Consider the following 26,982-nt stretch of genomic DNA (forward strand, 5'->3'; position numbering starts at 1 on the left):
GCCGCGCCGTCCGGGAGCCGTCCGGCCCCGGACCACCACGACCCGTCAGGAGACCGTCCATGGGCACGAACCACACCGGCACCGGCCACGGCCCCGTCGTCAACCGCATCGAGAACACGGTCCTCGTCACCGGCCTGCTCATCCAGTGCGGCGACCTGAACACCGTGACCGGCGACGAGGACACCGACGACGACGTCGCCCTCGTCGGAGGCCAGGACCCGCAGACCCGCTGAACCACCGCGCCCCGGACCGGCCGCCGGCACCGCCGCACTGCGGCGCCGGCGGCCGGTCTGGAACCTCGCCCGCTCCCGTGGCTCCCCTGGACCGCCGACACCGCGGCCCGGCCCTTCGCCGAGCCGCCGGCTGTCCAGGGGAGCCACGGGCCCGCCCCGAACTCCCCTACTTGTCGCCGTCCGAAAGGACCGAGCACATGACCCCGCTCGACCAGGTCTTCTTCGCCTTCTTCGCCACCTGCACCGCCACGGCCCTGGGCCTGCTGGTGGCGCTGTACGCGGAAGCCCACCTGATCCCGCCCTACCTCGACCGACAGGAGGCCACCGATGCGTAACCCCGCCCCGGACGGCGGACCGGAGGTGACCAGGTGACCGTCACCCCCGAGGTCCCGCCCCGCCCCGCCTACGACCCCGCCGTCCCGGAGCACACCGACCCCGTCCGCGCGGACCAGCAGCATCCCGGCTACGACGGGGACGGCCTGGCCGAGCTGACGCACGAACTGCGCCAGTCCCGCCTGGACGCCGCCATCCCGCTCAAGCCCGATGACGACGGCCACCTGATCGACTGGGCCCGCGTCAAACGCGCCGCCGCCGCCCTCAAGCGGGCGGCGCAGGCCTGGCCGAACCTGGCGGCCGCCGCCGTCGCGGCCGCCGGGCCGGCCTGGCTGTGGAACGGCCAGGTGGAGGCCTGCTCGCACGCCTTCCGCCCCGCCGCCGACGTCGCCGACCCGGGCCTGTGCCTGGGCCTCATCACCCTCACCGCCGTCCTCGCCGTCCGCTCCCGCCTGCGCGGCACCGTGCCGCGCACCGTGCTGCGGGTGGCGGCCTGGTCGGTCGTCGTCGGCACCCTCGCCTACGAGCCGGCCCGCGACTGGGCCGGTGCGCTGGTGGCCTCCGTGTTCACCGGGGCCCTGCGGTGAACGGTCGCTACCCGGTCGGCAGGGAGAGCCCGCTGGCCGGGCTCTCCCTGCCGGTGAGCGAGCTCGGCTTCACCGGCGCCGCCGTACTCGCCGCCTGCTGCCTTGCGGCCGTGTCCACCTTCGTCACCTACACCTGGGAGGCCGTCCCGTGAGCATGACCAGCATCGAGATCACCCACAGCGTCACCCGCGCCGGGTCGGCGCTCGGCTTCACCCTGTTCATCGGCACCTGGGCCTTCCTCTTCTTCAAGCACAAGCGGAAGTTCACCGCGCTCAAGAAGAAGAAGTACCTGGTGCCCTACCTGTTCGGCCTGGGCGTGATGGTCCTGGCCTCGGCCTGCACGGGCGGCCTGCTCGGCCTGGTGTCCGGTTTCACCACCGGCTCCGGCAACCAGGCCGGAACCCTGGTCAGCCAGGGCATGGTCGGCGGCGAGGGCACCGTCGCGGTGGCCCAGCACGGCACGCTCACCTACTCCGGCTCCTGGATCGCGCTGATCATCTTCGGTCTGGCCTGCGCGTTCTGCTGGTTCGCCAAGCACATGGGCGAGCGCGTGCTGATGCTCTCCGGCGCGGTCACCGGCGCCACCTGGGGCCTGTCGATCTCCCTCGGCGGCCTCGCCGCCTTCACCGGCGTCCCGCTGGCGAACTGGATCGGCGGCCTGATCATCGGCTGACTCCGGCCCGTGATGGGCGCCCCGGACCCGACCGCCCCCTGGGCGGCGGCGCCGGGACGTCCACCCCGGACCGGACCACCCGTCCCCCCTTTCATCCGTGGAGCCTGGAGGCCCCGTTGAGCACCGACACCCACCCCGGCCCGGCGCCCGCCGCGGCCGGCCCCGCGGCCGCCGCCGCGCCCGTCCGCCTGACCAAAACCCCCGAGCCCGCCGCCGACCCCGACCCGCAGACCACCGCAACCGCCGGCAAGAACGACGCCGACAGCGGGGAAACCGAGGCCAAGCCGAACCCGATCGCCGCCTTCGCGTCCGGCACCGCCAAGCGCACCGGCGAAGGCGCCCGGCTGATCGGGCAGTGGCTGGGGCACTGGGCCTCCACCGCCGACCAGTCCGGCGACGAGATCCGCCGCCGCATCGTGGCCGCCCAGCTGGAGGCCTACACCGAGCGCCGCACCGAGGTCGAGGACGCCCTCGGCAAGGAGACCAAGCGCATCGTGCGCCTGGAGGAGGAAGCCGCCGACGGCGGCCTCACCCAGGCCCAGCGCAGCCAGCTCACCCTCGGCCGCGAGGCCGCGCGCCGCCTGGAGAAGACCCTCAAGGACATGCGCAAGGCCGACTTCCGCCCCGTGCAGCCGACCGAGCGCCAGATCGCCCGCGCCCGCTCCTTCGGCCGGCTGCGCCGGGGCGGGGCGCTGCTCGGCGCGGCCGGCGGCGCCGCGGCCGGCGTCGTGAACGCCCCGCCGGCCGGGATCGTCGGCCTGCTCGCCGCGATGGGCCTGTCCTGGTGGACCGCCGCTCACCCGCCCCGGCTGACCCACCGCCCCGTCCCCGCGGAGCTGCTGCTGCCCGAACTCGACCCGCCCGCCAAGTCGCAGGCCGTCGAGGTCCGGGCCGACGCCCCCGGCGAGGAGTCCGAGGCCCTGTTCCCGGGCGACACCGGCAAGCCGTTCCCGATCCGGGACGCGGACGACGACCCGCGCCTGGCCGCCGCGTCGATCCTGCGGGCCCTGCTCGACGAGGGCCTGGCCGTCGGCTCCGTCACCGACGTCACCCGGGAGAAGTGGGGCTGGAAGGCGACCGCGCACCTCACCAAGGGCAAGCCGTCCGCCCTGGTCCTGCGCCTGCCCGAACTCGACGTCGCCCTCGGCGTGCGCACCGGCGGTGTGATGGCCCAGCCCCAGTCCGCCGCCGCCGGCTCCGTCGTGCTGCGGGTCCTGCTCGGCGACCCGTTCGACCCGATGCCGGCGCACCCGGTCCACCAGCCCCGCTCGAACAGCATCCTCAAGCCCGCCCCGCTCGGGCCCTCCATGGACGCCAGCTCCACCGAGGTCGTCCTCGCCGGGCAGAACATCATGGTCATCGCGGTCTCCGGTGGCGGGAAGTCCCAGATCGTCCGCAACCTCGTCGACTACATCACCAGCTGCACCGACGCCATCGCCCTGGACATCGATCCCACCGGGCGGGGTTTCGGCCCGCTGCGGCGTCTGGCCGCGATGCGCGCCTACGACGAGGAGCGTATCGACGAGGTCCTGGACTGGGCGATCCGCGAGGCGGAGATCCGCACCGAGCGGATGGGCGACGACGTCGACAACTGGCAGATCAGCGACGAGGACCCGGCGGTGTTCGCGGTCGTCGACGAGCATCCGCAGCTGACGAAGGAGCAGAAGCAGAAGGTGATCAAGCTGAGCCGGATCGGCCGCAAGGCGCGCGTCACGGTGGTCCTGCTGTCGCAGGACGCCACCAGCGACGTCGTCGGCGACGCCATCGCCGACACGTTCGGCATCCGGATCATGCTGCCCTCCCGCAAGGCCGACGTCCCACTCGTCGTCGGCTCCGACACCGCCATCTCCGAGGGCTGGATGCCGCACCGGCTCGTCCCCAGCCCCGGCGACTGGGACCCCGCGGACGCCGGCTGCTTCTACCTCCTCGCCCCCGGCCTGCGCGACCCGATCCTGCGCAAGGCCACCCACCTCGACGCCGCGACCGCCACTCTCCGTACACAGGAGCGGCTCGCCGCCGGGGACGTCACCATCACCCCCGAGCCCGCCGATAGCGGCGACAACGAGGATCTGCCGCCGGTCCTGCTGGCTGTCCGGGCCGCGTTCGAGAAGCACGGCGACCCGGACTTCCTGACCACCGACCAGATCCTGGGGCACGTCGCCACCACCGGAGACGAGTGGCGCCAGTGGGACGACAGCGAGCCGGAGTACCGGCGCCGCGAGTTCAAGAAGAAGGTCTCCCGGGACTTCAAGAAGGCCGGCCTTCCTCTGCTCAAGACCGTCCGCCGGTTCGACCTCGACAGCAAGAACCCTCCGTCCGGCTACTCGCTCAGCAGCGTCGAAGAAGCGTTCACCACCCTGCCCGACTAGTACGCAGCGTAGCCGCGCAGCAGCTCCGTTGATCTGTGCCGTGATCCGTGGCCGATCCGTGCTGATCCGTGGCCATTACAGATCAGCCACGGATCAGCACGGATCGGCCACGGATCACCAAACAGATCGTGACCTGCGAAAACGGATCACACGGATCAGATTCGCGCACCCCCCGGAAACGGCCCCGACACCCCGGATCAGGGCCGTTACCGCGCCCCCGCCGCCACCGGGCGAAGCGACCCCGTCCGGGCCGCCCGGCCGCCACGCAACGTCACCACGAGAGACAGGAGTCTCCTGCATGACCCCGGCCCGCACCACCAGCCGACGCACCCGAACCCCCGCCAAGAAGACCGCCGCCAAGGCCCCGGCGAACGTGCCGGCCACCCGCCCGGGCACTGCCGCGGACACCCCGCCGCAGGCCCCGGCCGAGACCCCCGAGACCTTCACCGCCCGGCCGGCTGCCGACCCGGTCCTGGCCGACGCCGCCGACCGCGCCGCCGACGTCCTGGCCCTCGCCGAGGACCAGGCGCTCGCTGCCCTGGAGCGCGCCGCCGCCACCGCCGGCCGCGACCTGGCGACCGCCGAGCAGTGGGCGGCGGAGGCCGAGCAGCTGCGCGCGGACGCCACCGCCGAAGCCGAGACGGTCACGCAGCGTGCCGAGCAGGCGGTCGGGCGGATCCTCGACATGGCCCACGACCAGGCCGGCCTGATCCTCCAGTACGCCCGGGAACAGAGTGAGGAGGCCGACGCCGACGCCCGCCGACAGGCCGAGCACAACGCCGCCGCCATCACCCAGGCCGCCACCGACACAGCGACCCGGATCACCACCGAGGCCGCGCAGAAGGCCACCGCGCTGACCGACGAGGCCGAGCAGCGCGCCCAGGCGATCCTCACCGACGCGCAGGCGCAGACCACCACCCTGCTCGCCGACACCGAACAGACCGCGGCCGCCTTCACCCAGGCCGCCGAGGAACAGGCCGAGGCGGTGCGCGGCGAGGCGGCCGAGCAGGCCCGCGAGCGCGGCGTCCAGGCCGAGCAGCTGCTCGCGGAAGCCGAGGAGAAGGCCAGCGCCCTCACCCGCGCCGTCGAAGAGCAGGCCGGGCGGATCCGTGCCCAGGCGCACCGCGACGCCACCGAGCTGCGTGCCCGGGCCGAGCGGCACGCGGCCGAGGTCCGTGAGGACGCCACCTCACAGGCCGACACCGTCCTCGCCGACGCCCGCACCCGGGCCGAGGGCCTGCTCGCCGAGGCCCGCGAGCAGGCCGAGGAGCTGCGCCGCGGCGCGCAGGCCGACGCCGACCGGGTGCGCGGCGAGGTGCGCCAGCTGCGGGAGGACGCGGACCGGGAGGTCGACCAGGCCACCGACGCCGCGCGGGAGGTCCGGGCCCAGGCGACGGCCGACGCCGACCGGCTGCGCACCCAGGCCGGAACGGAGGCGCAGCAGCAGCGCGCCCAGGCCGCCGCCGAGGCGGCGCGGCTGAGTGCCGAGGCAGAACAGGAGGCCGGCCGGATCCGCCGGGAGGCGGAGAAGCAGGCGGCCGCGGACAAGGCCGAGGCCGCCAAGGCACTGGAGAAGGCGCAGAAACTGCAGACCGAGGCGGAGGAGAGCAAGGTCCTCGCGCTCCAGGAACTCGGCGAGGCCCGCGAAACGCTGCGCCGGGCCACCGGCCGCACTGCCCGCAAGCTGGAGCGCCGCCGTCTCAAGCGCGAGGCGCGGGAAGCCGAGCGCGCTGGCAGGCCCACGCTCGGCGGCCGGTTCAAGGCGCTGGTGAAGGCCAACGCCCGGCGGCTGCTGGCGATCGTGCCGATCACCGCGCCGATGGCCGTCGCCTGGACCGGCCAGGCCGGCTTCGCCCACGACGTCCTGGGCTGGATCTTCCCCGCGACGATCCTGTTCGCCGCCGCGTGGGAGCTGTCCACGGCGTTCGTCGCGTGGATGTACAACGAGGCCCGCCAGAGCGGCGACAGCGGCACCCTGTACCGGGTCGGGACCTGGGTGTTCGCGATCGGCGCGGCCGTCATGAACTACTGGCACGCCTCGGCCACCGTCACCGGCCGCGCGTGGGACCCGGTCGCCGTGAAGATGGTCGACCAGGTCGGTTACTGGGAGCCCACGCCGAAGGCGGTGGCGTTCTCGGCGATGAGCATCACCGGCATGGTGCTGTGGGAGCTCTACGCCCGCCTGATTCACCGCCAGAAGCTCCGTACGGACGGCAAGGTCGCCAAGTCGAGGCCGACCATCGGGGCGATCCGCTGGCTGCGCTACCCCGCGCACTCCTTCGCCGCGTGGTCGGCGGCGATCACGGACGAGTCGCTGTCCACGGTCGAGCTCGCCTGGACGGCCGCAGCGAACCACCGCGAACTGGTTCGCCGAACCGGCCTCGGCACGGTTCGCCGGTTCGTCGCTGCCGCGATCGGCGTCGGCGACTGGGTGCCGGTTCGCGCACTGCCGCGTGTCCCGAACGCCAGCCTCGCCGTCGCCCTCGGAGGTTCGGCGAACCCGGCCGCGATCCCTCAGTTCGCGGTTCGCCTCACCCGCGTCGGTTCGCCGAACCACCATCCGAACCGCGTCGGCATTTCGGCGAACCACGCCCTGCCCGCCGCACGCACCGGCGAACCGGCCACGCGCCGCGAACTGGAAGCCGCGAACCACCCCGTGCCGTCCGGCGAACCGGCCCCCGCGGACCCCGAGCCGCGAACCGCCGCCGACCAGCCGCAACGCCCCGCCGCCGGGCCCGGTTCGAACCGGCGCAGCACCGCGCAGCTCCTCGCCGAACAGCAGGTTCAGCAGGTCCTCGAACTGATCGAGACCTACGGCTACGACACGGTCGACCTCGACTTCGTCATGACGAACCTCGGCATGAAGAAGACCACCGCGCACCACCGCCTCGCGGACGCCCGCAAGGAGTTCACGAACCCGGTTCGGCGAACCGCGAGCGGCGTCGGTGTCTGACCGCGAACCGCGAACCGGAGTCGGCGAACCGCGAACCGGTTCGCCGCCCGAACCGCGAACCAACGGCACGGCCCCGGGATGAACGAACCACCCCGGGGCCGCAGCGGGCACCACGTGCCCGGCGGGCCGGTCTCGCCACCGGCCCACCCCCATCCTCCCGCACCGCGAACCACCCCCGTTCCCGAAAGGACCAGCCGCTTTGATCGCCATAGAGCGCGACGCCCGGATCGCCGCCCTGCGCCAGACCCACCACGAACGCAGCCAGACCCTGGCCAACGTCCCCGCCGGCACCCGCTCCCACCGCCGTCTCCTCGCCGAGTGCGAGGACATCAGCGACGAGATCGACCGCCTCAAGCGCTGCATCAACATCCCCCGCTCCGTCGCCATGACCGTGCCGGTGCTGCTCGCCGTCCTGCTCCTCGCTCTCGTCAGCTGACCACGGGCCGAGTCGGCCTCCCCCGGCTTCCCCCGGCCTCGCCGGCGGGGTCGGGTCAGCACCGGGGCCGTCCGTCACCCGGACCGGTCGAAACCCACCAACTCCACGACCGGGCGCCGTACCGCTCCCGAGAGTCACCCGCACCACTTACCGAAGGGACCCCGATGCACCATTTCGTCACCCTGTCCGGAGTCGCCGCCGTCGTCCTGGCCCTGTGGGCCTTCCAGCTGACCGTGCTGGCCCTCCACGCCCGCTACACCGTCCACCACGGCGCGCGCCTCGGCTTTCTCGAAGACGCCGAGTTCGCGCTGCTGGCCGTCTGCGTCATCGTCACGCTCGGCAGTGCCATCGGTGGCGGCAGCGGCATCGGCGCCAGTCTCAAGGCCGCTCAGTGGGGCTGGGCCCACGGGATCCTCGCCGTCGGCACCACAGCGTCCTACCTGCTCCTGACCTACGCCACCGACTGGGACGCGAAGGCCTGGTGGGACAAGCGGACGACAGGCGAGGCCGGCCCCGACGCCGAGGCCGTCGAGACCACGGCCTGACGGATCGTCACCGGACAGCCGGGCCCCCTTCTCCACCTCGGAGCAAGGGGCCCGGTCGCTGCCCGCGCCGAGCGGACCGCCGACGCCGGCCCCGGACCCGGCCGCACCCAGTGGCCGGCGTCGCCGGGACCGGCGCGGCTGCCCGGTCACCCCGACCCCGCAGACCCGACCGAACGGGAGAACCACCCCCATGACCGACAACCTGCCCCGCCTCACCGCCTCCCCCGACCTCGCCCTCGTCACCGTCGACGGCGTCATCACCGAGACGAACGGCCGCTACCCCCGCCAGCTCGTCCTCACCGACGACACCGGCAGCATCGACATCACCGTCCCCGGCCCCTGCGTCGGCGGAACCGCCGTCAACAACGCCGAGGGACTGGTCGGCACCTACGCCGTCGTCGCCGGCCGCCGCGAGGACACCGGCCACGTCCTGGCCGCCGTCGTCCACCTCGCCGAGCGCACCGCCACCCGCGACCTGCTCATCCCCGCCACGCTCTCCGGCCTGTCCGACAACGTCGTCCAGCTCCTCGCCACCACCGTGACCACCGCGCCCCGCGCCCTGCCGCCCGGCCCCCGCACCGCCAACTGACCGAGCCCACTGAGCCCTGCGGCATCCGACCCGGGTACCGCACGACCGGCCTCGCCCCCGGCCCGCACCGCCCGCCCGGCACCCAGCCCGGCGGGCGACGTGCATCCGGGGACAGGGGCCAGCCGTCCGGCCGACACCTGTCCCTCCCCGTTGAGGAGAACCCGTATGACCCAGGCCGATCTCGTCTACGCCGCCACCTTGAACCTGCTCGGCTCCGACCCCACCCTGCCGCCCGACCTCGAAGCCTCCGTCACGCTCCTGCGCGACCTCGCCGCCACCTCCCACACACCGCCCACCCCGGCCCGCCGCTCCCCCGCCCGGCGGCTACGCGCTCTCCTGGCCACGCTGCCCCGCCGCCTGCGGATCGGCCGCTGGGAGGTCATGGCCGGCCCGTACGACCTGTTCATCGAGCACCACCCCAAGCCCGGCTGCACCGACTGCCAGGACCACCGCGGCTGGCACCGCGAAGACGGCTGGGAGTTCTGCGACTGCATGACCGCCTTCTCCACCTGGCGCCTGCCCTGGCGCCCCACCCCGGCCCGCTTCCACAGCGACGAGCCGCCCTTCTGACCACCCCCGCCCTTCTGACCACCCCCGCCCGACACCACCACCTCAGGAAGGACACCACCGCCATGCACCTCCTCCGCCGCTCCCCCGCCCCGCCGGCGCCCGCGCTGCCCGCCGAACCCGACCCGGACCACTGGACCCCCGCCGGGGTGACCGTCCGGATCCGCTACGCCAACCTCGCCGGCGCCCGCGTGCTGCTCTACACCCGGGACCTGGCCGACAGGCAGGACTCCAGCACCCACGGCGTCCACTGCCTCGGCTGCACCGGCACCTGGACCATGACGGACAGCAAGCCCTCCCGATCCACCCCGTACCCCCTCGACTACTGGGACGGCCAGGAGAAGGCCAACGAGCACGCCGGCCGGTGCCGCGCGCTGCCCGGCCCGATCCCCGGCCGCCCCGGCGACGAGACCGCCGCCGGCATCCTCACCACCCGCATCGCCCGCGCCCAGCACGGCCAGGGATTCAACCTGCACATCGGGGACTTCACCGGCGACCGCGTGCTCCTCCAGCGCACCGACGCCTGGATCTACCGGCAGCTCGCCACCATCGCCGACCGCCGCCCCGACCTGCTGGCCGTCATCACCGACACCACCTCCACCGGCACCACCCACGTTTACCACCGGGTCCAGCCGCACCCCAGCACCCGCACCCAGACCACCACGACCCGCTGAACGGAAAGACACCTGTGATCAACGACACCCGCCTCCTGGCCACCGCCGACACCCTGGCGAAGATGCTCACCGACCTCACCCCCGACCCCTTCGACAACCTGCTGCGCCGCGACGACGCCTACACGGTCGTGCTGGCCGCGCTCGGCCAGCTGGAGGCCCGCGGCCGGCGCCGCACCAGCGTCGGCGAGCTGTACGCGATGACGCGACTGGTCCCCAGCGGCCAGGTCCTCGGCAGCCACGACCGCCTGCTGACGCTCCTGGAGCAGGCCGCCGACCACGGCCGCATCCGCCTCGACCACGGCCAGGTCCACGTCGGCGACGCCCCGACCGGCGGCGGCCCCGGCCACATCTGGATGCGCCAACTCAACCGGGGCGGTGCCCAGGTCGAGCTGATCGGCGAGCAGCCCTGGCCCGCCGGCATCGACTGCCACGACGAGACCAAGGCCTGGTGGCACTGCACCGGCTGCCGCCACGGCCTCGGGCAGGCCGCCGCGATGTACGTCTACGCGGTCCGCCAGCAGGTCAGCGACCACGCCGACCAGTGCCCGTTCCTGCCGCCGCTGCCCGAGGCCTTCCCGCCTGCAGTGCGCTCCCTCGACTGACCCCGGCACGGTCCCGGGCACCGACCGGTCCGGAGCCCGGGACCGCACCACCCGACCACCACCAATTCGGGGAGTTCACCGCCTTGAACGAAGCCGACCGCCACGGACTCCAGGCCCGCGACCCGGACCCGGAGATCGACCGCGACTTCCAGGCCCACGCCCTGGACGCCTCCCAGCTCGCCGAAGCCGCCCGCCACTACGCCGCCCGCCTCATCTACGGCGTACGGCCCGAGGACGCCGACCACCTGGCCGCGCTCGCCGCCCGGCTCTCCCGCCAGGCCCACCGCATCGACGGCATGCGCGCCATCGCCCGCCGCACCCCGCCCACCCGCGAAACCACCCCGGAGAACTGGAGGACCACATGACCACCGCCCAGCCCATCCACGCGACCCCGACCCCGGCGCCGTCCCGCACGACCACCGCCGACCTGCCCGCCTCGGGCCGGACGGGCACCGTGTCGTACGAGATCCGCTGCACCGAGGGCCGGCGCACCGTCCAGGCCGAACAGCTGGACAGCGCGCCCGGCCTCTACCTCTACGAATCCCCCGCCGACATCGACCGCGACGGCCCGTGCCGCTGGCGCATCGGCCACCACGCCGGCCTCCTGATCGCCGCGTTCCGCACCCCCGACGCCGCCCGCGGCTTCGCCGACGCCGCCGGCACCTGGGCCGACTGGACCCTCGACGCCGACACCCTGCGCCGGCACCACCTCGGCGACGGCCGCGACCAAGCCGCCCTCGACCACCTCCTCGCCACCGTCGACCGCGCCGGCGGACACATGGAGAACTGCGCCGCCTACGGCCCCTACGGCTGCTGACACCCCCTCGGCCCGGCCGCCCCGCACCGCGGCGCGGCGCGGCCGGACCCCCGCACCCAACACCCACCGGACCAACCCACCCAGAGGAGCACCCGTGACCGTCGTCCTACTCGACCCGAACTCCCCCGCCAGCCACGCCATCGGCGTCGACTTCGACCAGACCGTCGTCCGCCACGACAAGGGCTGGCGAAACGGCCGCATCTACGGCCAGCCCCTGCCCGGCGCCATCGAAGCGCTGCACACCCTCATGAAGCTGCGGGCGGTCTTCATCGTCACCGCCCGCCACCGCCGCTACCACCCCGCCATCGCACGCTGGCTGGAGCAGCACGTCAGCCGCCCGGCGACCGTGGACAACGACCCCGACCGCGCCTACTGGCTCCAGCACGGCACCCTGCTCGTCACCAACAAGAAGCTCGGCGCCGGCATCTACATCGACGACCGCGGCCTGTGCTTCGAAGGCGACTGGGACACCGCCCTGCCCGAAGCGCTGCGCCGCATCGGCGAACTGCCCGGACCGGTGACGCAGCCCGCTGCCGACGTCCCCGCGCTGACGATCCGCCAGCCCTGGCTGGCCGCGATCCTCGCCGGGGACAAAGCGATCGAGAACCGGTCCTGGCCGACCCGGCACCGCGGCCCGGTCGTCCTGCACACCGCCCGCGCTCTTGCCCGCGACGGCCAGGCCGACCCGCTCGTCCGCGCCGTCCTCGCCCGCCCCGGAGCCCCCGCGCTGACGACCGGCGCCCTGGTCGCCACCGCCCGCATCACCGACTGCCACCGCGACACCGGCTGCTGCCAACCCTGGGGCCTGCCCGGCCTGTGGCACTGGACCCTCGCCGACGTCCAGGCCCTCGCCGCCCCGATCCCCGCCGCCGGCCGCCTCGGCCTCTGGCGACTCGACCCCGGCCAGCACGCCATGCTCCACCGCCACCAGGCCGCCGTCCTACCCGCCCTGGCGCACCGCTGATCCGCCCGGTCCTGGCCCGCACCCGCCCGGTCGACGCCGGGCGGGTGCCCTCTACCCGGCACCACCGCACTGCACGACGAAAGGGAGAACCGTGATCCTGACCATCGCCGTCCAGAACCTCCAGCGAGGTGGCCTGTTCGACGCGGACGGCGGCCGCGAAGACCGATGGCCGCTGCTTGCCAAGCGCATCATCACCGTTGACCCGGACCTGGTCCTGCTCCAGGAAGCCGAGGGGTGGGCTGATGCCGGCCACCGCCAACTCGTCCGCGCCGAGCACGACCTCGGCATGGACGGACTCCTCGCCCCCTCCCGTTCCGGCCGCGGAACCGCCCTGCTCTACCGGCGCGAAACCCTCGGCCGGCGCATCGCCTGGAACACCGACTACACCGACACAGAGATGCACCACGGCTTCGGCGTCGCCGGCTTCACCATCCCCGGCCTGCCCGCACCGCTCGCCGTCGCCAGCGTGCACCTCACCCCGTACAGCGCGGACAAGGCCATCGCCGAAGCCGACTTCGCCGCCACCCGCGCCTACCGGCACGGCCCCTACTGCATCCTCGCCGGCGACATCAACTACGCACCCGCCGCCGGACCCGACCCGGCCTGGGACCGCATGCGCCCGTACAACCGTGGTGCCCGCGCCGCTCTCACCGACCCGGCAGTTCACCAGCGGACCGCCCCAGTGCCGGACCGACGGGTCGCCTGGAAGCTGGCCGCCAACGGCCTCATCGACACCGCCTGGCACCTGTACCAGCAGACAGGCGACGACACCCTGCTCCGCCGCACCGGTACCGACGACCGCGTCGACCAACTGTGGGTCTCCACGCCGCTCGCCCCGGCCGTCGCCTCCTACACCCTGCTCGACACCCCGTCCGAAGCCAGCGACCACCACGGCCTGGCCGTCGCCTTCGACACTGACCTGATCGACACCACCCAGGCCTGGACCTACCGCTGACCAGCCGGCTGTGCCAGCCGCTTACTCCGGCCCCGGATGACGAAGGCCCACACCCCCTGGCAGGGGGTGTGGGCCTCCTCTATTTCCCGGTAATAGAGACCAGTCGTCCGACCATGTGGTTCGCCAGCATCAGGGCAGAGCTGCGGACAGCTATTACCCGGTAATAGCGGCCTCGGCGCCCGGTGTTCCGTCCGGATACGGCTGGCTTCATTCGGCTCGAGGTGCTGTTCGCCGAGGCCCTCGTCGAGGTGCCCGTCCGGTACTGGATCGCAGGCCTCGGCCGGGCCGGGACCACCACGCCTGGCGCCACCACCGCCCGCAAGCGAGCCGACAGGGGGTGGAAGGCCGCCTTCGACCAGTTGGCCGCCGTCAGTCTGGCCGGGCCCGACCGCGACGACCTCATCGCCCTGGCCGCCGTCGATCTCGCCGTCGCCGAACACGGCTTTCATGCCACCGCCGACGACGCCATGACTGCCGCCCGCACCCACCTCGGCACCAACCTGCGGCCGAGTGACCGGCTCGCGGCCGCGCTGGCCACCCGTACCTCCGGAACCTCCACCACCGACTTCCTCACCACCGCACGCCGCCCCACGCCCTGACCGCTCGCCGCCAACCGAAGAGGAAAGCCCGATGACCGAAACCCTGCGCACCCGTGCGATCCGCGCCGCCCTCGACACCGCCGACAACATCGCCATCGCGGACCTCCGCCGACAACTCGCCGCAGCCAAGAAATCGAGGGACCGCCGCTGGAGCTGTGCTGGCCCCCGACGACCCCCGCTGCCAGCGACCAGGCGCGACGACGTCTTCGGCGGTCAGACCTCCACGTCCACTTACCCCGCGTGCTCGGGTCGGCCAGCTCGTGATCACTTCATCGGCTCCGAAGGCACTGCCATTACCCAGCCGAACTGTCCTCATAGGAGCTGCTGGAAGTGAGGCCTTCGACGAACGAGCAGAAGTCGTCAGCCAGGACAAGCTCTGCATTGAGGTCAGTCTCGAACCAGGTGACCGACGGCTCGCCGTCCCGTCCGCACATGCGGTAGTCGAGCCCAATCCAGCAATGCCCGTCGCCAGAGAGCAGCACGAGCGGCGTCGGCAGGCCCCACTCCTCAACCAGGTACGGAGTGTCGAGCAACGAGGTAGCCCCCTCGTCGCGCCCGATGCCCATCAGGTGGTCGAAGGGCACGTGGTCTTCGCTCCACGAGGTCGGCTGATTGGCGGGAAACGCGTCGTGATCATCCGCCACAACGCCGCCGTTCTGAACCCGAAGGAGGTCAAGCAGCGCCAGCGGCAGTGTCACACCGAGCTCACGCTCGGCCTCCTGCACCATCTCGTCCGTCAGAGGCTCTTGGACGCCGAAGTCGCCGCCGTTCCAGAACATCGCCACGACCTCATCGAACCGGTTCACGAAGCGCAGCCTACGGGTCGGCCGCACGGACCTCAGCTACAAGATCACTTCTTAGTCCGGAAAAGCAGCGTGGCCGTAGGCCGCGAGACCGGCCGACTCCTCCAGGACCTCGGCGCGAGCGTCACCCTGACCTACCGGCACGTCGGCCGCGACGTCGTCGAACCCCCTCCCCGGCACCGTCGACCTCACCGACCCGGAGGAGATGGCCCACATGCTCAACGAACTGCGCTACCGGATCAACCGGTCCGGCTCGCTGATGAGCACCGGCTACGTCGCCGGAGCCATCGGCCACACCCGCCTGTGCTGGCACGACCCCCGCACCCGCCCCTCCCCCGGCGAGCAGGACGACTGACCTCCCGGCCGCCCGGACGTTGACGCTGCCCACCGCCGCGCCCGCCGCCCCGCGCCAGCCAGGCCGGGACGACGGGCGTAGCGGTGAGCGGCGCGGCCGCCCGGCCGACACCGACCAAGGAGGGAACACCCGAGATGGACACCACCACTACCACCGCGACCGACCAGGCCCTCGACCGCGAACTCGCCGCAGTCGCCAACGAGATCTCGCGCACGGACAGCAAGGCCTCGCTGGTCCTGGGCCTCGACGGCGTACTCGTTGCCGCCGTCGCCTCGCTCGGCAAGGCCCCCGGCTACGCGCTCGCCCTGGTCGCCGTCGGCGCTGTCGCGATGGTCGCGGCCGCCGTCCTGGCCGTCCTCGTCGTCAAGCCGCGCCTGGACCCCGCCAAGTCCAACGGCTTCTCCCGCTGGGCCGCCTGCGACCCGGCCGAGCTGCTCCAGGCCCTCGCCGTGGACGTCCGCCCCCGCCGCCTGCACGAGCTGTCCGTGCTGTGCGAGCGCAAGATGCGCCTGCTGATCTGGGCGGCCCGGCTCAGCGTCGTCGCCGTCCTCACCATCTCCGCCGCAGCGGTGCTGTCCGCCGCGGCCTGAACCACCCACCACCCCGAACCGGAAGGAACCGGCATGGCCGACTGGCGAGACCGCATGCCCCCCCGCGACCACGCGATGATCGCTGCCCACGCCCCGATCGCCCGGGGGACCTTGGTGGCGCTGATCGGGCCGGCGGGCGCGGGGAAGACGACCTACACCCGGGCCGTTCCCTCCAGGCAGGTCGTCTCGCTCGACGACCTGCGGGCCCTGGTGACCGGAGGCGACAGCGGAGACCAGGGCGCCACGGCCGAGGCGGTCCAGATCCACGACCTGGTCCTCGAAGGCCGACTGCTCCGAGGCCGCACGGTGGTCTGCGACTCCACCAACGTGGAACAGGCCGTGAGGGCGCGGCTGATCGAGCGGGCCCGCCGCCACGACCGGCCACTCCTGGCGATCGTGATGACCACGCCACTCGACGTCTGCCTGCGCCGCAACTCGCAAAGGCCGGCGAACCGGCGGGTGCCGGACGACGTGCTGCGCTGGCAGCACCAGCTCGCCGTCGAAGCCCTCCCCGGCCTGGCCAGCGAAGGCTTCGACGAGGTGCGTCTCTGCCCGGCGGTCAGCTGCTCCGGACGCTGACGCTGCACACCGGCCCCGCGCCCCGACCTCGGCACCCCCGCCGGTGGCCGGGGCACTCCGGTGCGCGGCGCGGCCGCCCGGCCGGCACCGCCCACCGCGAGCAACGGAGCCACCCGCGATGACCTCCCACCCCGACCTGACCGCCCTGCGTGCCGCCGCCCAACGGGAGATCGAGCGGTACGCCGATCGGCCGCTGCCCAGAACCTGGCGCCTGGCCCAGCTCGACGGCCTGCCCACCATCGCGCCGACCTGCGACCAGGACCACCGCGGCCGCACCCCGATCCACCCCGGCACCGACGGCCTCCACGGCTGCTGCCCCCAGCCGTGGATCCGCGTCGGCATCCTCTCCGTCGCCGACCTGCTCCTCGCCCTCCTCAACCACCAGCCCACCACCCCCGCCCCGGAGCTGCCCGTCGCCGAGGCGTTCAGCGACGACCCCACCGGCGCCTGGAACTGACCACCCGCCACCCCGTGCCATCAACCGGAAGGACACCCCGATGACCGAGACCGCCCGCACCCGCACCCTGCGCGCCGCCCTCGACGCCGCCGACAACATCGTCACCGTCACCGCCGCCGCAACCGCCGGCCTCACCACCTACCGCGCCCTCACCGGCCGCCCCACCGAGACCCGCCTCACCCTCGCCGCGGCCGCCGCAGGCCTCGCCGCCTGCCTCACCGACCAGGCCACCCTCCAGCTCCGCACCCCGCTGCGCCGCTGCCTCGGCATTCAGCCCACCTACAGCCCCGCCGCCGACGCCGGACCGGCCCCGACCCGGGAGCAGCTCGCCGTCGAGGTCGCCGCCGACGCCGCCGAGCGTGCCGCCGCCGGCGCCCACGCCCTCGACCGCTCCTCCGGCAGTCTCACCGAGGCCGCCAACTGGGTCGGCGCGTCCGACGGCACCGCGACGTGCGAGCTGCCCGGCGGCGCGCACCTGCTGTGCGTCCCCTCTCCCGCCGACCACGGGTACACCAACCGCTCCTACCTGTTCGTCCAGGGCGAGGAGCGACCGCTCGAGGTCCGCAGCATCGGCGACCTCGTCGCGCTCCTGGACGGCCCGGCCGCCGCCACGGGGCAGCTCGCCGACGAGACCGAGGACGGCGACCCGTGGACCGCCCTCGGCCAGAACCTCGCCATCGCCGAGCTGTGCACCACCCCGGCCTCCGACGAGGGCCGGGCCGACGAGGACAACGCCGACCAGAAGGCCGAAGCCCACGCCGCCGCCCTGCTGCAGCCGACCGCTCCCACGACGGCCCGGACCCCCGCACCGGCCTCCCGCGCCTGACCAACCGCCAACCCACCGGCCCGGCCCGCACCCCGCGAGCCGGGCCGACCCGTCGAAGGAGACACCGCAGATGACCACCATCCCTGCCCAGGCCGGCCGCCGCGGCCTCTTCACTGCCGACCCCGACCAGCGGCTGCGCCCAGGCACTCCCCCAGGACGACGCCCCGAGCCTGACGAGAACCAGCTCACCTTCCTGTAGACCCAGCCCCACGCCCGACGGAGGACCGCATGAACCGCACCGTCATCGCCCCTCGCCCGGACAGCCCCGCCTCGCAGGCCGTCGGCTTCGACCTGGACGGAACACTCGCCTTCCCTGTCAAGTTAGCGTGTTGAGGTAGTTGGGCCGTGAGACCGATCACCGCCACGTGGACCATGGCTTCAGAGCGGTGGGGGCGTAGCTGAGGGCCAGGCGGCGGTGTCTCATGAGCCAGCCCGACCAGTGGAGGGCGATCTCGACACGGTGCCTGAGGTGGCGCTGAGCTCGCCGGCGGCGTTCTGCGGCATCTGTCGGTTCGGCACTTGCGGATGCTAGCGGTGCTCGGTGGTGACCTCTGGTATAAACCTGCCGATTGTCCAGCCCTCGTGAGAAGGCAGGTCCATGTGGCCTGGGGCCTGGTTGCAGTTCGGCCAGGCGCTCGCCTGCCCGAGCGAATCGATGCCGCGAACGGATAGCAAAGGTTTTTCCTTGGGGAGTGTGAAGCGGTAACTGGTGCGTATGCGCACTCTGTCTGCTGAGGAGTTGGCGGAATGGTCGTGTCCGATGCGCGGGACGTTCCGGTGTCAGGAGTGGCCCTGTTTGAGGGGGGTGGCACTCTCGATGCCTGGGGCGAGGACGCGAACGGTCTGGCGTCGGTGCCCGATCGGCTGAAGGGGGTGAAGGTGACTGCTATCGCCGTTGCCCAGAGCCACAATCTGGTGATCAAGCAGGACGGAACCCTCGATGCCTGGGGCAGTAACACCAACGGCGAGGGGTCGGTGCCGGATCGGTTGAAGGGTGTGAAGGTCGCCGCTATCGCCGCAGGGAATTCCTACAATGTGGTGCTCAAGCAGGACGGGACTCTCGACGCCTGGGGTTCCGACAAGGACGGTCGGGGGTCGGTGCCCGATCGACTGAAGGGTGTGAAGGTCACCGCTATCGCCGCAGAGAATTCCCACAATGTGGTGATCAAGCAGGACGGGACTCTCGACGCCTGGGGCAGTAACAATTACGGCGAGGGTTTTGTGCCGCAGCGACTCAAAGAGGTGAAGGTCACCGCCGTCGCTCCAGCGGGTTACTGCAATCTGGTGATCAAACAGGACGGCACTCTCGACCTCTGGGGCTATGGCGACCGGGTGGGTGAGGATGGGCTGAAGGTGCCGGAACGGCTGAAGGGCGTGAAGGTCACCGCCATTGCCATAGTGGGTTCGCATTGTCTGGTGATCAAGCAGGACGGGACTCTCGACGCGTGGGGTGAGAACACGGACGGCGAGGGGGCGGTGCCCGATCGGCTGAAGGGCGTGAAGGTCACCGCCATCGCCGCGGGGGGTTACCAGAATCTGGTGATCAAGCAGGACGGGACTCTCGACGCCTGGGGTAAGAACACCGACGGCGAGGGGGCGGTGCCCGATCGGCTGAAGGGCGTGAAGGTCACCGCCATCGCCGCGGAGTTTGAACACAATCTTGTGGTCCTGCAGGCGCCACCGCAGCCGTCGCAGTCCGTCGAGTTGGTGGACAAGAAGGCCGAAGGGCAGGAGGCCTCGCAGGACACCGATTTCGCCCGCAAGCTCGATGTCGTCGTCACCGACCATGGGCGGCCTGTCACCGATCTGCCGATCACTTTCACCATCACCGGTTCTACCGGATCACGGTTCCATGCCGGGGGAACCGTCGACGAGTCCCGTACCGACGACCAGGGTGTGGCGAGCGCGTCCGTGGTGACCGCCGGTGGCACCAAGGGCAAGTTCACCGTCTCCGTCACCTCCCACTCGCGCCCCGACCTGAACCTCGCCGTCCACCTTGCCGTCACCTGACGGCCTACCGCGACCGGGGCAGCCCGCCCAGGGCATGTGCCGGTGACCCATCTGACCCCAGACCCAAGGAGCACACCCATGGCCATCGAAGGAATCACCGCGCTCGCGACCTTCTCCGACAAGGACGAGGTCCCCGGCACCTACAAGTTGATCGACAGGAACATCAACAGCAAGGGCAAGGCCCTGTACCTGGCCTATGAGCACGGGCTCGGCTCCGCCCTGACCAACCTGGTCTTCCACCTGGCGTGGGCGCAGAAGTCCACGTACTACACCGTGCTCAAGAAGAACCTCAACGACGGCGTCCATGACGCCATCCCCTTCTACCTCGCTTACACGAAGGAGACCGAGGAGGGTTCCAAGGCGATCACCGACATCGACGTGATCAAGGTGGGAGATCCGCTGCCCCAGGGCTTCCACAAGGTCGACCTCAACCTCAACATCTCCGTCCCCGGCGGGGAAGCACTCAACCTCATCTTCAAGACCGCCTGACCAGTTCCCGAGCCGCGTGTCGGCACGGTCGGCCTGGAACATGTGGGTGCCCCGGACCAGTGGACGGGGCACCCACGGCTGTCGTTCTGCTGCTGTGGCCGCAGGGCTGCTTGTGCGCCGACTACGTGCTCACGATGGGCTGCGGCGGTGCCTACCCCTACCTCCCCGGCAAGAAGTACCTGGACCGGAAGCTGGAGAACCCGGCCAGCCAGGGCATCGAGGCCGCCCGCTCGATCCGCGACGGGATCAAGGCACTGATCGAGCGCCCGGTCCTGATGATCGGCACCGAGGCCGGCCTGGGCCGGAAGAGCTGACCCGGCGTGCTGGCTTCGTGCAAGTTCGCTGTGCAGGGCGTCGGCTGGGAAGCCGACGTGCCGACCCTCCGCGTGTCCTTGCCGACCTGCGTGCCGCCCCGCGGTGGGCGATCGTTGCCAGCGCGATGCCTTCCCGGATGCCGTCGCCGACCTGAGTAGCCGCATCAGCCTGTAGAAGGAGCCGCCGTGCGGGTCGGCCTGCGCAGACCGGCGAACCACCCCGTCAGGTGAGGCTTCTTCCTGGGCGAAGGGGTAGCGCTGTGACCGTGCCCGCGGGCCGGGCGAGGGCTTCTCGCAGTCGCAGGTTCTCCAGGGTCAGCTGGTTGACGACCTGGACGAGAGCCTGGACGTCTGCCCGCAGGTGAGCGAGCTCCTCGGTGTCCTTGGCGCGTAGCTCCTTGAGCTTGGCGAGTCGGCGCTTCAGCCGGGCTTCGCTGTCGGGTACGTGGCCGTGCTGGCGGACCTTGGCGTAGAAGGCGTCCTTCAGGTCGAGGTGGCGCTGGGTCAGGGCGTTGCGGGGCACTCCGGCTTCCTGGGCGAGCGCGACGATCGTCAGCGCGCCGTTCGAGTGCTCTGGGATACCGGTGAGGATGCGGTCCATCGCGGCGAGGATGCGCGTGCGTTCGTCACGGGCGGGGGTCATCGAGGCGTCGTCTCCGGCTCGGTGGTGATGCGGGCGCGGTCGTGGTCGTCGGCCAGGGTCCGGAGCCGGCTGGCGTTGGCCCGCAGGCGTTCGGCGACGGGGGCGGGGGTGTGCGGGGCCTGCCGGTCGAGCCGGTCGGCGCGGTCGCGTAGCCGCTCGGCGTGGTGGTCGGTGCGCACGGTGTTGCCGCAGCCGGGAACGCACCGGTCGAGGGCGGGCACGTTCCGCACGCCGTCGCGGGCACACAGGGCGTTGTCGTGCCGGTAGAGGCACAGCAGCAGGGCGTGCGGGTTGTCGTAGAGGACGGCGCCGTCGCGGGCCAGGAAGGTGCGGGCGAAGCGGGCGGTGATCCGCCGCCCTTCGAAGCGGGGCGCGGTCGCGGCCTGGAGGAGCGCACGGCGGGCGGCCGGTCCGGAGACGCCGCCGCCGGCGCTGAAGTGCTCGTGGAGGTCGGCGGCGGTCTCGGCCACGCTCAGGGCCGTTTCGACGTCGATGAGACCGTGGATGCCACCGCGGGCGCGGTTGCCGTAGCGGCCGGAGGTCTCGGTGTCGAGGGCGGTACGCAGATGGCCGTACTGAATGGCGAGGGCGACCAGGCCGCCGGGGCGGCGGGCGATGTGCCAGGCGAGGGTGCGGCGGAAACGGGCGAGACCGACCTTGCCCGCCGGGTCGGGGGCGATGGCCTGCTCGGGGAGGCCGTGGCGAGCGGCCTCGGTGTTGCACCAGGTGATGAACTGCTCGATCCGGGTGCGCATGCTGTGGTGCTTGAGGGCCCCGGTGCCGGCGCGCCGGCACGCGAAGTCGTGGACGTTGCGGTCGAAGAGCAGTTCGCCGTCGGGCGTGATCTGCTCCAGGACGCGGACGGCGTTCACGACGGGCGCGATCGCCACCCAGGGCACGGTGCGGATCCGGCCTGCGGGGGCGTGGTTGCCGTCGTCGTCGGTGGCGGACTTGAAGTGCACGCCCCTGATCAGGTGTGCGCCCTCCCCGGCCTCGTCCTCGCTGTCGCGGTTGTCGGGGTCGTCGTCCGTATCGGGGTCGTCCTCGACGTGGAGCAGGTGCGGGCCGGCGGCGCCGTCCGGGCGGTCGGCGGGGTCGGGGCAGCAGCCGGAGCGCAGGGCCAGGACTTCCTGGGGGCGCATGCCGGTCAGGTAGGCGCAGACGATGAACGCGGCGGTGCCCAGGTGGCGCATCAGGGTGATGGTCTCGGTGTGGTCCATGTGCTCGCGCCAGGGCCGTCCGGCGATGCGGCCGGTCACCGGGGTGTCCAGGGGACACGGACCGGGGTTGCGGGAGGCGACGCCGGTGAGGTCGTGGGTCTTGTTCATGGCGTTGAGCTGCTTCACGCCGGCACCGGTGCGGGCGAGGACGTAGTCGCGGGCCAGACGCACCGCCCCGTTCTCCTCGTTGGCGGGCAGTGGCAGGCCTGCGGCCAGCAGCGGCTCGAAGAAGGCGCGCAGGGCCGCCTGGCCGGCCTCGGTGGCCACGTTCGTGCGGGCGGTGCGCCGCAGGCGCTCGCTCTCCTGCCAGGCGGCCAGGATGTCGCCGGCGAGGTCCTCGACCAGGCGGATGGCCCAGACGAGCAGAGGGCCCATGGTCTGCGCGGAGAGCGGCTCGCGGGAGTTCTCCCCGCCCAGGGCGGTGGCGGGCGGCAGGTAGTCGTCGACGCCGAACTCGTCCCACGGCGGGCGGGCGACGCCGGCCGGGCGCGCGCCCAGTCCGTCGAACGCCCACAACCGGATCAGCGCGGTGAGCGGCCGGTGCGCGCCCTTGCGCGACGGCGCGGTATCACGCAGGTGGAGGCCGTAGTCGTGGAGGACATGCTGGTCACAGGCGGCCAGCGAGCGGATGCCGCGGCCGTCGAGCCAGGCCGCGAAGCGCTTCCAGTGGCCGAGGGTCTCACGCACGATCGGAGGCGAGAGGCGGGTGCGCATCTTGATTCCGCGCTGCTTCACGAAGGTCGGCCGCAACTCGCCGTTGATCAGCGTCCATGCCAGCAGCCGGAGCTCCTCGCGCAGGCCGGCGGGGAACTGGCTCCAGGTGACCGAGCGCAGGCTCTCGCCCGGGTTAGCGATCAGCGGTGCCAGCGACCACACCGGATCCCGGTAGGCGGCGTTGAGGTGCGCGTGCTCGGGCGCGAGAAGGTGACCGGGCACGACGGGCGTGAGGGGCCCCGGCAGAGGCAGGCGGAAGCGGTCGATGGCGGCGGCGGTGGTCACGGGTCGAGGTCTCCGGCGAGCAGGTGGTCGATGAGGGCGCGGTCGCCGTCGGTTGCGGCGGCCAGCGCGTGTTGCCAGGCCGGTTCGCCGACCTGGTGACGGAGGTCTTCCAGGCGCGTGTGGGCGTCGCCCCAACCCTCGGACCACACACCGGCGGGCAGAACCGTGCGGGCGTTGTCCAGGGCCTGGTACAGACGGGCCAGGCGCGGGTGGTGCCCGGGGTGGATGCGGGCGTTGCGGCATCCCAGGCACAGCAGGAACGACGCGCCGCAGCCGCCGTCCGCCCGCGGCGCAGGCCCTGTGGCCGCATCGTGGCAGTCCGCCGTCGCGGTCGGCCGGTCGCCGGGATCGGCTTCGCCGCGCAGTTCCGCGCCCAGCCCCACGGCCTCGCGGGCGTGAGCGAGCGCCTCGTGGGCGCCGGCCGCGATGACGGGCACCGCAGCCTCCTGTACCTGCGGGTCAGGCAGCACGTAGACGCGGTCGTGGGTGGCCTGGGAGTGCTGGGCCCGCTCGCGCCGCTCCACCGCCAGGACGGTGCGCCGCCCGCGCTGGAACGGCGACCCGCCGAGCCCCACGGCCTGGGCCCACTCGGTGGCGCTGCGGGTGTCGACGCCGAACCGGACGGGCCCCACGGCCTGGGGCCGGTCGCGGTCCGCGCTCACGGCCCGGGTGTGGTAGGCGCGCCAGGCCACCAGGTGGTCGGTGCCCGGCACGAGGCGCTCGGCCAGATCCCGGGCGAACCGCGAGGCCGCCAGCGCCTCGGTGATCAGCCGGCCCGGGGAGCCGGCACCGAGGTCGGTGACACTCTCCGTCTCGAACCAGCGCCCAGCTCCCCGCCGCCGCTTCTCCAACGTGATCAGGTAGGTCGCCCGGCCGTCCTGTTCGCCGGTGTCGGGTGCCGCCCGCGGGGCCGGCACGCGGTCGATCACCGACAGGTTCCACCCGAAGTCGGCCATCAGCAGCACCCCCAGCGCGGTCGCCTCGAACCGGGACAGGTACAAGCGCATCCACGTCCCCAGCGACGACGTGCCGCCCAGGGCGGTGCGGTACCGCTGAGGGAGGGTGAGCCTCCCGCCCGGGCACCTCGTCCTCGGGGTGAAGCCCGTGCGGGCGATCACCTCCAGGGCCTCCCCCAGCGTCCACTCCACGGTCCCCTCCGTGAAGGCCCCTTCGCGCCACCGCTCCAGGTTTCCTGCGTTCTCCTCGATCCGCAGCAGCGCGGCCCGGAACGTCCTGCGGGCCTCGGCCCTGACCTTCCGGAACTCCCCGGCGCTGTACGACGGCTGGCCGGTGCGCTTCTCGACCACCCGTCGGGCCAGCTCCTCGGCGACCGGCCCGGACTGCAGACGCTCATCGTGGCGCAGGACAGCCGACACCCCCTGCCACCGGTGCCGGCCCCCGGCTGTCGACTTCAGACCGTCCCACCACTGGCGCACCGCCCGCGCGTCGAGGTCGTCCAGGTCCTCGGGACGCCGGTCGAGTCCGGCCAGGTACTCGGCGAAGGCCACCAGATCCCGCCAGTGGGTGTCCGATGTCCGGTGGCTGGTCCACGAGCGGGCGCACGGGACGGCGAACAGCCGGGCGATCGAGCGCCGCATCGGTTCGGCGGCCGGAAGGAGCGAGAAGTCGTACTCCCGCACGAACCCCTGCGCGTTGCGGTGACGCACCACCAGGCCACCGTCGTCCAGTGTCGGCGGACAGGCCGGGCTCTCACCGGGGCCGGGCAGCGACGCCCGGCGGCCGCGCCCGCTCACGAGACCACCCCTACGGGCGACAGCCGGGCGTCGATGTCCACGATCCCCTCAGCCTCCCGGGCGACACGGGCGAACACCCCGTCCAGATCCGGCAACGGCCCCTCCAACGGTGCGGCCGCGACGGCGAGCAGCGACGACAGCTGCAGGTGCCGCACCGGCGCCAGGTAGATGTTCACCGTCGTCTCCCGCGAGGCATGGCCGAGCAGACCCTGCACCATGAACCACGGATCGCCGTACAGCAGCCGAAAATCCCGGCGCTCTTCGGCGGTGAGGCCGTAGCGGCGGTCCATCAGCTCGTTCAGCACCACCAGCATGTAGAGCGCGAAGGAATGCCTGGCGGCGTGCGGGCAGGCCGTCGGCCAGTACACCCGGTGCGGATCCGTACGTCGGTCCGGGGGCGGTGCGAGGGCCTCCTCACATCGCTGGTTGGCTGCGGTGAACACCCCGTTCCAGGAGTGCGGCCGCAGCGGAAGGCCCTCCTCGGTCAGCCAGAGCCACAGTGGTTCCGGGCCGTCCGGCCCCTCGGTGAACAACCGCATCCGCTCCTGCCAGGTGAACTTGCCCAGTTCCCGCTCCCCGCAGGCGCCGTCCCGTTCCGCCCAGCGCACCCTCGGCTTCAGCCCGGGCACGACCTCGGTAACCAGCCGCATCCCCACGAGCCGGTCGTACCGGCCGGCCCGCTGAGCGCCGGCGACGGCCCAGGCCCGCGAGGACTCCACGTACGTCTCCACGTCACCGACCGCGCCCGCGGCGACGTAGAACGTCCGCGTCGCCTTCGAGCGCGTCACCCCTGCGGCGACCCGGCCGTGCGCGTACCGCACCCCGGCGGGCGGCACCGCAGGGACCTCGAAGGTCAGCAGCGACCCGGCCTCCTGCTTTCGCAGTCCCGACGACGTCACCGTCCGAACAAACGCTGTGTTCCGGTCCTCCAGACGCCCTGCCCAGCCGTGCCTCTGCCGGCCGTTCCGGTCAAGCCCCCGCAGCCCGACATCCGTCCACAACCGCCAGGTCCGCGGAGTCAGCCACCGCACGTTCGACGACCGTGCGTCCTTCGCCCGCTGCTCCGGGACCTCCGAAACCACACCGTCCCGGCCCACGACCTCCCTCATCTCCACCGGGTTGGACGCGATCCACCCCGCCCGCTTCGCCCAGCGGAACAGCGCCGTGAACGCCGCCAGCTCTCGGTTCCACTTGGCCCCGCCGACCTGGCCGAGGTTCTCCGGAGCACACGTCCGCCAGAACTCGTAGTCGTTCAGATCCCGGCCCTCCGCCCGGAGCCACACCTTGCCCCGCCCCCACAGAAAGGTCAGCAGCAGTGCGATGTCTGTCGCATAGTTCCTCTTCGTCTCCGTCTCGTAGAACCGGAACGCCCTGGACTGCACGTAGAGGCTCAGCACCGGATCGACCTCGTAGTCCGGCGACAGGAAGATCGGATCCCCCGGACGGATCCCACTCGCAGCCTCCCGACTTCCCAGGTCGTCCCAGCCAGCCAGGAGCTTCGGCCGGACTCCAGTACAGTCGTGGGCCTCCGGAACCCAGAACACCTTCCAGCCGGTCAACGTGCACCCCTTCTGATCGCCTTCAACAGGCACATCCAATAGGGAAGTCCACGTGGACCAGGGGTGGCAGGGCGGCCGAATCGGCCTGCCCCAGCCCGGCGCCATCGAAGCGCTACGCGCTATCGCGGCGCACCGAGCGGTGTTCCTCTTCACCGCCCGACCGCGACTTTGGCTCCCCGAAATCGCCGATTGGGTCACCTGGTCCTCCGGCCTGGAAGCGTTCGTCGACCCCTCCGAGGACAGGGCCTACTGGACCACCCGCGGGCCGGTGCTGGTGACCAGCACCAAACTGGGTGCGGCCTGCTACATCGACGACCGCGCCGTTCACCACGCCGGTGACTGGGAGGAGACTCTCGCCTCGGTGGGGCGCGTGATCGGGCTGGGACTCTGTGAGGGAGCTGTGGCAATCTGACGCCTTGACGAAAATGGCCTCGTCCTCCAGTGCGACTGGAGGACGAGGCCATTTTTGCGTTTCGGGGGCACCCTCA

The 26,982-nt window shown here is 72.4% G+C and carries 33 protein-coding genes; 28 read left to right on the forward strand and 5 right to left on the reverse strand.

Annotated elements, in window-relative coordinates; translation table 11 throughout:
• Nucleotides 1-59: 59 nt before the first annotated feature.
• The 18 genes from ABTZ03_RS30885 (at nt 60) to ABTZ03_RS30970 (ending at nt 13,896) form a co-directional block, all read left to right on the forward strand.
• Nucleotides 60-233, forward strand: coding sequence for a hypothetical protein (locus ABTZ03_RS30885; RefSeq protein ID WP_350516414.1), 174 nt, complete (start codon nt 60-62; stop codon nt 231-233).
• A 197-nt stretch (nt 234-430) separates the two neighbouring features.
• Nucleotides 431-568, forward strand: coding sequence for a hypothetical protein (locus tag ABTZ03_RS30890; protein ID WP_350516415.1), 138 nt, complete (start codon nt 431-433; stop codon nt 566-568).
• Nucleotides 569-601: 33 nt separating this feature from the next.
• Entirely contained in the window at nt 602-1,153 is a 552-nt protein-coding gene (locus ABTZ03_RS30895) for a hypothetical protein (protein WP_350516416.1), read from the forward strand.
• Nucleotides 1,150-1,305 carry a hypothetical protein gene (locus ABTZ03_RS30900; RefSeq protein WP_350516417.1) on the forward strand — a complete coding sequence of 52 codons (156 nt, stop codon included), beginning with the start codon at nt 1,150-1,152 and terminating at the stop codon, nt 1,303-1,305. The genes ABTZ03_RS30895 and ABTZ03_RS30900 overlap by 4 nt, the downstream gene beginning before the upstream one ends.
• Nucleotides 1,302-1,826, forward strand: a complete 525-nt coding sequence (locus tag ABTZ03_RS30905) for a hypothetical protein (protein WP_350516418.1) — start codon at nt 1,302-1,304, stop codon at nt 1,824-1,826. Before ABTZ03_RS30900 ends, ABTZ03_RS30905 begins: the two co-directional genes overlap by 4 nt.
• Nucleotides 1,827-1,942: 116 nt before the next feature.
• Complete coding sequence (locus ABTZ03_RS30910; RefSeq protein ID WP_350516419.1) at nt 1,943-4,195, forward strand: P-loop NTPase family protein; 2,253 nt, start codon at nt 1,943-1,945, stop codon at nt 4,193-4,195.
• A gap of 298 nt (nt 4,196-4,493) precedes the next feature.
• Entirely contained in the window at nt 4,494-7,148 is a 2,655-nt protein-coding gene (locus tag ABTZ03_RS30915; RefSeq protein ID WP_350516420.1) for a hypothetical protein, read from the forward strand.
• 199 nt (nt 7,149-7,347) lie between these two features.
• Complete coding sequence (locus ABTZ03_RS30920) at nt 7,348-7,584, forward strand: hypothetical protein (protein WP_350516421.1); 237 nt, start codon at nt 7,348-7,350, stop codon at nt 7,582-7,584.
• 164 nt (nt 7,585-7,748) lie between these two features.
• Nucleotides 7,749-8,129: a hypothetical protein gene (locus tag ABTZ03_RS30925; RefSeq protein WP_350516422.1), complete on the forward strand. Its 381-nt coding sequence runs from the start codon at nt 7,749-7,751 to the stop codon at nt 8,127-8,129.
• 190 nt (nt 8,130-8,319) lie between these two features.
• Entirely contained in the window at nt 8,320-8,718 is a 399-nt protein-coding gene (locus tag ABTZ03_RS30930; protein ID WP_350516423.1) for a hypothetical protein, read from the forward strand.
• A 165-nt stretch (nt 8,719-8,883) separates the two neighbouring features.
• The gene (locus tag ABTZ03_RS30935) at nt 8,884-9,288 is read left to right on the forward strand and encodes a hypothetical protein (RefSeq protein ID WP_350516424.1); all 405 of its coding nucleotides are present in this window, start codon (nt 8,884-8,886) and stop codon (nt 9,286-9,288) included.
• A gap of 62 nt (nt 9,289-9,350) precedes the next feature.
• Entirely contained in the window at nt 9,351-9,959 is a 609-nt protein-coding gene (locus ABTZ03_RS30940; protein WP_350516425.1) for a hypothetical protein, read from the forward strand.
• A gap of 14 nt (nt 9,960-9,973) precedes the next feature.
• A complete protein-coding gene (locus ABTZ03_RS30945) occupies nt 9,974-10,561 on the forward strand; it encodes a hypothetical protein (RefSeq protein WP_350516426.1) in 588 nt (195 codons plus the stop codon).
• A gap of 83 nt (nt 10,562-10,644) precedes the next feature.
• Nucleotides 10,645-10,926 (forward strand): hypothetical protein, encoded by a 282-nt coding sequence (locus tag ABTZ03_RS30950; protein ID WP_350516427.1) that lies wholly within the window; start codon nt 10,645-10,647, stop codon nt 10,924-10,926.
• Nucleotides 10,923-11,378, forward strand: coding sequence for a hypothetical protein (locus ABTZ03_RS30955; protein ID WP_350516428.1), 456 nt, complete (start codon nt 10,923-10,925; stop codon nt 11,376-11,378). The genes ABTZ03_RS30950 and ABTZ03_RS30955 overlap by 4 nt, the downstream gene beginning before the upstream one ends.
• Nucleotides 11,379-11,472: 94 nt before the next feature.
• Nucleotides 11,473-12,342, forward strand: a complete 870-nt coding sequence (locus ABTZ03_RS30960) for an ASCH domain-containing protein (RefSeq protein WP_350516429.1) — start codon at nt 11,473-11,475, stop codon at nt 12,340-12,342.
• Nucleotides 12,343-12,433: 91 nt separating this feature from the next.
• The gene (locus tag ABTZ03_RS30965) at nt 12,434-13,297 is read left to right on the forward strand and encodes an endonuclease/exonuclease/phosphatase family protein (RefSeq protein WP_350516430.1); all 864 of its coding nucleotides are present in this window, start codon (nt 12,434-12,436) and stop codon (nt 13,295-13,297) included.
• Nucleotides 13,298-13,518: 221 nt separating this feature from the next.
• Nucleotides 13,519-13,896, forward strand: coding sequence for a hypothetical protein (locus tag ABTZ03_RS30970; RefSeq protein WP_350516431.1), 378 nt, complete (start codon nt 13,519-13,521; stop codon nt 13,894-13,896).
• Nucleotides 13,897-14,189: 293 nt separating this feature from the next.
• Here ABTZ03_RS30970 and ABTZ03_RS30975 read toward each other — a convergent pair whose 3' ends face one another.
• A complete protein-coding gene (locus tag ABTZ03_RS30975) occupies nt 14,190-14,702 on the reverse strand; it encodes an SMI1/KNR4 family protein (RefSeq protein WP_350516432.1) in 513 nt (170 codons plus the stop codon).
• A 211-nt stretch (nt 14,703-14,913) separates the two neighbouring features.
• Here ABTZ03_RS30975 and ABTZ03_RS30980 point away from each other — a divergent pair, with 211 nt between their 5' ends.
• The 9 genes from ABTZ03_RS30980 (at nt 14,914) to ABTZ03_RS31020 (ending at nt 20,319) form a co-directional block, all read left to right on the forward strand.
• Nucleotides 14,914-15,054: a hypothetical protein gene (locus ABTZ03_RS30980; RefSeq protein ID WP_350516433.1), complete on the forward strand. Its 141-nt coding sequence runs from the start codon at nt 14,914-14,916 to the stop codon at nt 15,052-15,054.
• A gap of 134 nt (nt 15,055-15,188) precedes the next feature.
• The gene (locus ABTZ03_RS30985; protein WP_350516434.1) at nt 15,189-15,644 is read left to right on the forward strand and encodes a Pycsar system effector family protein; all 456 of its coding nucleotides are present in this window, start codon (nt 15,189-15,191) and stop codon (nt 15,642-15,644) included.
• 33 nt (nt 15,645-15,677) lie between these two features.
• A complete protein-coding gene (locus ABTZ03_RS30990) occupies nt 15,678-16,223 on the forward strand; it encodes an AAA family ATPase (protein WP_350516435.1) in 546 nt (181 codons plus the stop codon).
• A gap of 118 nt (nt 16,224-16,341) precedes the next feature.
• Nucleotides 16,342-16,680: a hypothetical protein gene (locus ABTZ03_RS30995; RefSeq protein ID WP_350516436.1), complete on the forward strand. Its 339-nt coding sequence runs from the start codon at nt 16,342-16,344 to the stop codon at nt 16,678-16,680.
• Nucleotides 16,681-16,720: 40 nt separating this feature from the next.
• Nucleotides 16,721-17,506: a hypothetical protein gene (locus tag ABTZ03_RS31000; protein WP_350516437.1), complete on the forward strand. Its 786-nt coding sequence runs from the start codon at nt 16,721-16,723 to the stop codon at nt 17,504-17,506.
• Nucleotides 17,507-17,576: 70 nt separating this feature from the next.
• Nucleotides 17,577-17,705: a hypothetical protein gene (locus tag ABTZ03_RS31005; protein ID WP_350516438.1), complete on the forward strand. Its 129-nt coding sequence runs from the start codon at nt 17,577-17,579 to the stop codon at nt 17,703-17,705.
• A 548-nt stretch (nt 17,706-18,253) separates the two neighbouring features.
• On the forward strand, nt 18,254-19,516 hold the full coding sequence (locus tag ABTZ03_RS31010) for a hypothetical protein (RefSeq protein WP_350516439.1): 1,263 nt from the start codon (nt 18,254-18,256) through the stop codon (nt 19,514-19,516).
• Nucleotides 19,517-19,594: 78 nt separating this feature from the next.
• A complete protein-coding gene (locus ABTZ03_RS31015) occupies nt 19,595-20,005 on the forward strand; it encodes an MVB12 family protein (RefSeq protein ID WP_350516440.1) in 411 nt (136 codons plus the stop codon).
• Nucleotides 20,006-20,064: 59 nt separating this feature from the next.
• Entirely contained in the window at nt 20,065-20,319 is a 255-nt protein-coding gene (locus ABTZ03_RS31020) for a hypothetical protein (RefSeq protein ID WP_350516441.1), read from the forward strand.
• A 223-nt stretch (nt 20,320-20,542) separates the two neighbouring features.
• On the opposite strand, the gene ABTZ03_RS31025 is transcribed toward ABTZ03_RS31020, so the two are convergent.
• From ABTZ03_RS31025 to ABTZ03_RS31040, 4 genes are read right to left on the reverse strand one after another with little or no spacing between them, the layout of a single operon-like run.
• Nucleotides 20,543-20,920: a hypothetical protein gene (locus ABTZ03_RS31025; RefSeq protein ID WP_350516442.1), complete on the reverse strand. Its 378-nt coding sequence runs from the start codon at nt 20,918-20,920 to the stop codon at nt 20,543-20,545.
• Between the two features lie 38 nt (nt 20,921-20,958).
• The gene (locus ABTZ03_RS31030; protein WP_350516443.1) at nt 20,959-23,118 is read right to left on the reverse strand and encodes an integrase; all 2,160 of its coding nucleotides are present in this window, start codon (nt 23,116-23,118) and stop codon (nt 20,959-20,961) included.
• A gap of 59 nt (nt 23,119-23,177) precedes the next feature.
• Entirely contained in the window at nt 23,178-24,935 is a 1,758-nt protein-coding gene (locus ABTZ03_RS31035) for a hypothetical protein (protein WP_350516444.1), read from the reverse strand.
• Nucleotides 24,932-26,647, reverse strand: a complete 1,716-nt coding sequence (locus ABTZ03_RS31040; RefSeq protein ID WP_350516445.1) for a site-specific integrase — start codon at nt 26,645-26,647, stop codon at nt 24,932-24,934. Before ABTZ03_RS31040 ends, ABTZ03_RS31035 begins: the two co-directional genes overlap by 4 nt.
• On the opposite strand from ABTZ03_RS31040, the gene ABTZ03_RS31045 reads away from it, so the two are divergent.
• Nucleotides 26,634-26,906: a hypothetical protein gene (locus ABTZ03_RS31045; RefSeq protein ID WP_350516446.1), complete on the forward strand. Its 273-nt coding sequence runs from the start codon at nt 26,634-26,636 to the stop codon at nt 26,904-26,906. The two genes, ABTZ03_RS31040 and ABTZ03_RS31045, sit on opposite strands and share 14 nt — an antisense overlap.
• Nucleotides 26,907-26,982 lie beyond the last annotated feature (76 nt).

The sequence above is a fragment of the Kitasatospora sp. NPDC096077 genome, from assembly GCF_040303245.1.
In the GTDB taxonomy this organism is placed as follows: Bacteria; Actinomycetota; Actinomycetes; order Streptomycetales; family Streptomycetaceae; genus Kitasatospora.